Origin of the sequence: Actinomadura rubrobrunea NBRC 15275 (genome assembly GCF_001552235.1) — a bacterium.
Classification (GTDB): domain Bacteria; phylum Actinomycetota; class Actinomycetes; order Streptosporangiales; family Streptosporangiaceae; genus Spirillospora; species Spirillospora viridilutea.
Genome location: NZ_BCQU01000164.1, coordinates 1 through 5,703, shown reverse-complemented (window position 1 = coordinate 5,703; position 5,703 = coordinate 1). Strand labels below are relative to the sequence as shown.

The window sequence follows — 5,703 nt, the reverse complement described above, 5'->3', positions numbered from 1 at the left end:
CCCGGAGCCTGCACGTCGCTGTCCGGCCCGAACACCAGCACCAGCGTCAGCCGCCGCCGCGCCGGCTCGTACGACCACACCTGCCCGGAGTGCTGCCGCCCGATCGGCGACCTGCGATAACACATGAACATGCCGTTTGACCTGCGAAAACGCGGTCCCCCAGCGTCCCGGCGTGTCCCCCGCTGGCCCGGGGCATTGTGCCCCGGATGTGCCCAGCGGGACGCGCAGGGACGCACACATGCCCGCGCGCCACCAGCACACGTCGAGATCGCGCGCACCGCCGGGACCACTGACGGACGTGCGAGAACCCGCGACCGCCCCCCGTGAGATCATCGAAGCGGCGCGGCCCGGCCCGATGGGGGGGTACTGGTCCAGGCGAGTGACCGGGCCCGGCCGCGCCAACTCCCGCGACCGGCGGACACGGCCACCGCCCGTCGTAGACGATGGCCCGCGTGAGCCTCGACACGCACGACCACCCCGACTGGACGCGCGTAGCCGGCCACTGGCTGCGAGCGGACGGGAAGTGAACTAGCACCGCCGCGCAGGCCCACCCCCGGCTACCTTCAACACTGCCCGCACCTACGGGAGGTGACGTCCACGTGCCTGACACCCTCGTCTCGGCGGTGCCCCGGCACCTGTTCATCCCGGACATCGCCATGGTCGGCGCGGTCGTCGACGACCCGGACTCCTGGATCGACCGGACCGCCGATCCCGACCGATGGTGGCAGGCCGTCAACGACGACCGGGCGATCGTCACCCAGCTCAACGACGGCGCGGTCGACCTGGCCGACAAGACCGGCGCCGACCCGGCCGCCCTGCCCACCTGCTCCTGCTCGGCGCCCAGCCTCGTCGAGCGCATGCTGGGACTGCTGGACGTGGAGCGCGGGCACAAGGTGCTGGAAGTCGGCACCGGCACCGGGTGGACCGCCGGGCTGCTGGCCGCCCTCGGCGCCGACGTCGTCACCGTCGAGATCGACGCCGCCCTGGCCGCCCAGGCACGCGCCGACCTCACCTCCGCCGGACTGTCGCCGACCGTGGTCGTCGCCGACGGCGCCCACGGGTACACGCCCGCCGCCCCCTACGACCGGGTGCACGTCACCTGCGGCGTGGCCACGGTGCCGTACGCGTGGGTGGAGCAGACCCGCCCCGGCGGAGTCATCGTCGCGCCGTGGACGCCCGGCTGGACGACCGGACACATGGTCCGGCTCACCGTCACCGCCGACCAGACCGCGTCCGGCCCGATCCTCGGCCGGTGCGCCTTCATGCTCATGCGCGACCAGCGCCCACCGATGACGCCGCTCACCGGAGAGCCGCGCGAAACGCGGACCTGTCTTGACCCGCGCGAGCTCGCGGCGGCGGGCGACGGCCTGGCCGTGGCGATCGCCGGACTGGTGCCGGGCGTATCCGGCGGCGGGTTCACCAACGCCGACGGCACCTACCGGCTGGGCGCACGCCAAGGCGACTCCCACGCACTCGTCGTCGCCTCCCCCGGCCGCCCGGGGGCGGAGGTCGCCCAGAGCGGACCGCGCAACCTGTGGGACGAGATCGCAACGGCCTACCACCGGTGGGTGGCGTGGGGACGCCCGGGCAAATCTCGCTTCGGCCTGTCGGTGACCCCGCACGGCACGCACGTCTGGCTCGACCGTCCCGTCCACGAGCTGTAGGTGGGCAAGCACAGCAAGAAGGTCACCTGCTCAATGTGCAACGGCACAGGCAAGCAGGTGATCAACAACGACAACCGGCAAGAAGAACGCCCCTGCCCCGGCTGCAACGGAACCGGCCAGGTCTGAGACCCGGCCTGCATAACCCGGCTCGTTTTGCCCCGGGCCGGCGGCGCGACTACTGAGATCAACAACGCGGCCCAAGCCAGGCCCCGACCAAACGCGCACCCCGGAAGACATAGCGCAATTTAAAGGCCCCGCATCTAACCTGAGAGTGTCGAAAACCCAGGAAGGTGCAGGGGACTATGTACGACGCTAGCAGAGTCGACCTCGGCGATCGGGTGCGTATGCACGGAACGCATCCCAAGATCATTCCAGGCGCGATCCCAGGGATACGGAACGTATCCCTCTTATTGTCAGACGAGGACCCGAGGGATTCGTAACGCATACCTTCTCGATGAGACGACCCCCTAAGGGATGCGTTCCGTCTCTCCAAGATCATCCAGCGGGGATCTCAAGGAGACGGAACGCATCCCTTTACTGCCGAGCTTCAAAAAAAGACTGCGCTTCGTGCCTGTTGCGCTACCACGTAGCGTCGTAATGTCTGCGTTATCCGTCACACCCGGGGAGTTCGGAGAGATGGTCAACGCAAACCTAACCCCGCACGCCGCTTGGCCGCTGGCCGTGGCTGCGAGCAGCGACCATCGCCGAACTCCCGGGAGGCCAGCTCATAAGTGCCACGGTCGGGGAGGAGCAGGCCGTGGTTCCGGGGGAGGCGGCGGCCTCAGGCACCCACCAGCCGCGAGTGCCTGAGGCCGCCCACCGGGCCCCCGGTGGGCGGGACCGCTCGGCAACAGCGGAGCGAACGTAGCCGGGCGCGCTTCCACGAAGACCGCGAACAAGATTCGACCCCGGGCCGCTGGGCGAACAGCGGTTGATCCCGGGGCCTTGCCGGACGCTGGAGGTCCGACTCATGAAGCAGTATGACCGATCATGCGCGCCCGCCGCGCACCCCGCCCCTGTGAAGGCGACCACGCCACTCGGGCAGCACCCCACCGGGCACGCCCGGCAGACCGCGGCGGTGTCGTCGTGACCGCGGCGACGGCGCCCGCGGGACAATCCCGGTCGGACACGGCCGCCGTCGAGGCGCGTCTGCGGGCACGCTACCCCGGGGTCCAGCTGTGGTGGGGCCCCCTCAACGGGTCGTGGATGGCGGCGGTGCTCCCGCCGACCGGCCGCCAGGGCGGGGACAGGCTGCTCGAAGCCGCCACCCCCGACGGGCTGGACCAGCAGCTGCAGACGGCCGGGCTGCGGCCCGCCGCCCCGCAGCAGACCCCACCCGCAACACCGACACCGCCACCGACGCTCGCGGCGGCGCCTGCCCCTCCCCCGGGGCGCGGCCGTCACGCAAGGCCCCAGCCGCCGTTGCGGCGCCGCGTGGCCGGCGCCTTCATCCAGTTCGGCGACGCCGAGCAGTGAGCCAGGGGGTGGCGATGAGAGAAGTCCCCGAGGCATCGCCGCCCCCTCCCAACCGCCGCCCCCTGGGAGTCCAGCCCGCCCGGGCCAGGGTGCGGCACGGCGGCGGCCCGGTGTTCCCCCCGTTTCACCGCGCCGCCGTCTCAGACCACCGCGCCCCGGGCCAAGGATGGCCCGACCCCGCGGGGCGCGGTGCCAGACGGAGGGGGCGACCGGTGACGCGGACGGTCGCCCCCGGCGGTCTGGGACACGGCTTCGACAAGTGAACGGCACGGCATACACGACTGGTGGACGATGGCCCGCATGACGTTCGAGATGCGTGAACATCCCGGCTGGACGCTCGTCAACGGCCACTGGCTGCGCGGGGTAAGCGACGCCGACCAGCCCCCCTACGCCCTCCCGGTCAACGGGCCAGCCCCGCACACCTTTCACCTGCCGAACCCGCTGCCGTCCACCGTCCCCCCCGCCCTGCACTGGGCGCTGCTCAGCATCGCCCCGGTGCGCAGGCACCGGAACCCGAGCTTGTGGGACGCGATCGCGACAGCCATCATCCGCCAGGTCGTCCGGGCGGACCAGGCTCGAATCCAGCACGCGCGTTTCCGGCAGGCGCACGGCCCCCGGGTCGACACCCCGTACGGCCCCGTGCACGCCCTGCCCACCCCCCAAACCGTCCTCAAGCTCACGGGGGACGACTTCGCCGCGCTCGGCCTGGCGTTCAAAGCCAGCGCGCTGCAGGCCGCCGCCGGGGCGTACTTGGAGTACGGCGCCAAGTGGGCGGAACTGCCCCCCGCCGACCTGGTCGCCGAGCTGCAAACGGTGCCGCGGATCGGGCCGTGGACGGCCGGCGCGGCCGTCGCCGACTACACCCACGACTGGTCGCTCTACCCCTACACCGACCTCGCCGTCCGCAAATGGGCCCAGGCCGCGACCCCCGGCATTGAATGGCCGGACGACGAGAAGTCGTTCGGCGAGTGGTGGCGCACCATCACCGACGACCACCTTGGCGCCCTGACCGTCCTCACGCTCGCCTGGGGAGCCCACCAGGCTTCGCAGTCCTAACCCTCGTCCCCAAACGACAAGGCCGCGACGCCCGGCCCAGCCGCCTGCTGCGCGTTTGCCGGATGGCGTCGACGGCTGCCGCCGCCCCACCTATCACCCGGATTTCAACGGTCTGACCGGTGATCTTGCGGCAGGGTGGCGTCATCGTGACGTCACAGCCTGGAGGGGCCAGTGGGGTATGTGCGGCTGCTGCGACAGCGGCGAATCCTGCTGCTGTGGGGTGCGCAGACCCTCAGCGTCCTGGGCGACCGCATGTACGCGCTCGCTGTGATCTGGCTGGTGTGGGACGCCACCAGATCCGCAGCGCTGACCGGCGTGGTCGCGGTCGCCGAGTCGCTGCCCTACATCCTGGTCGGCACCGCCGGCCGCCGTCTTGCCGCACGGTTCGCCGCTCTCGGCCGCCTGGCCGTCCTCGACGTCGCACGGATGCTCACCGTTGCCGCGCTGCCGATCGTGTGGGCGTGGTCCGGGCCGAGCGTGCCGATGTTGCTGGTCGTCGCCGCTGTTCTCGGGCTGCTCGGCGCGTTGTTCGACCCGAACCTCGGCGTGCTGGTGCCGGACCTGGTGCGGCCCGACCAGGTCCAGGCCGTCACCGGGTTGATGGACCTGATGGGCCGGATCGCGCGGATCGCCGGGCCGGGCACGGCCGGGCTGCTGCTGGCCGTGATCTCCGACGTACAGCTCTACCTTGTCGACGCCGCCACCTTCGGGATCTCCGCAGCAGCGTTGGCCCTTCTGGCGCGGCGGGTCCGCCCCACGGAGGGGTCGGCGGTGACGGCGCCGACCCCGAGCGTGCGGCCTCGCGCGCGGGAACTGCTGCGCGCGTACCCGGTGACCGGGTGCATGGTCGCCCTGCACGCCGCCGGGCAGCTGCTGCTGGGCGTGTCGCTTGTGCTCCCGGCGTTGCTGGCCGCCCGGGGAGGAGGCGGCGCGCAAATGTACGCGGCGGCGATGACCGCCACCGGGATCGGCGCCGTCGCCGCCAACGCTGTTGCCGGGAACGCACGCTGGGCCACCGTGATCCCCGGCGCGTACTGCGCGGCCTGGGCCGCGAGCGGGGTGGTGACGGCTGCGACAGGCGCGGCCATGGCGGCTTGGCAGATCGTCGTGCTGTCGGCGGCCGCCGGGGCGGTGGGCCCGTTCACCGCGGTCGCCCTGCGCACCCACCTCAGCGGCTTCGAGCGCGGCGAGCGTGCCGCGTGGATGATGTTCGACCAGACGGCGCTGCGCACGGCGGGCACTGCGGGAACCCTGGTGCTGCCGATGCTGGCCGCGCCCGCCCCGGCCGCCGCCTACGTCGCCGCCGGGGCGGGGACTGTGGCGGTGGCCGCGGCGGCGTGGGCGGCGGCCGCTGTTCTTGGGCGCGGGCGTGCGGCTCGACGGCGGGAGCCTGAGCTGTCGCGCGCCCGGCTTTGAGCCTCACAGCAGGGGCCGGGCCCTCCCCTGGAGGCGGTCGCGGGGAGGGTCCGGCAGGGTTGCGGGGCGGCTGGTTCTAGTTGTTCTGTCC

The 5,703-nt window shown here is 72.3% G+C and carries 5 protein-coding genes; all 5 read left to right on the top strand.

Going from position 1 to position 5,703, the window contains the following annotated elements:
- Positions 1–599 precede the first annotated feature (599 nt).
- The 5 genes from AR3_RS28360 to AR3_RS28345 all read left to right on the top strand — a co-directional run bounded on the left by AR3_RS28360 (position 600) and on the right by AR3_RS28345 (position 5,612).
- Entirely contained in the window at positions 600–1,664 is a 1,065-nt protein-coding gene (locus AR3_RS28360) for a methyltransferase domain-containing protein (RefSeq protein WP_083952217.1), read from the top strand.
- On the top strand, positions 1,665–1,790 hold the full coding sequence (locus AR3_RS32735; RefSeq protein WP_281179297.1) for a hypothetical protein: 126 nt from the start codon (positions 1,665–1,667) through the stop codon (positions 1,788–1,790).
- 960 nt (positions 1,791–2,750) lie between these two features.
- Entirely contained in the window at positions 2,751–3,140 is a 390-nt protein-coding gene (locus AR3_RS28355) for a hypothetical protein (protein WP_067918617.1), read from the top strand.
- A gap of 300 nt (positions 3,141–3,440) precedes the next feature.
- Entirely contained in the window at positions 3,441–4,196 is a 756-nt protein-coding gene (locus AR3_RS28350) for a DNA glycosylase family protein (protein ID WP_217998804.1), read from the top strand.
- 180 nt (positions 4,197–4,376) lie between these two features.
- Entirely contained in the window at positions 4,377–5,612 is a 1,236-nt protein-coding gene (locus AR3_RS28345; protein ID WP_169803913.1) for an MFS transporter, read from the top strand.
- The last annotated feature ends 91 nt before the right edge of the window (positions 5,613–5,703 follow it).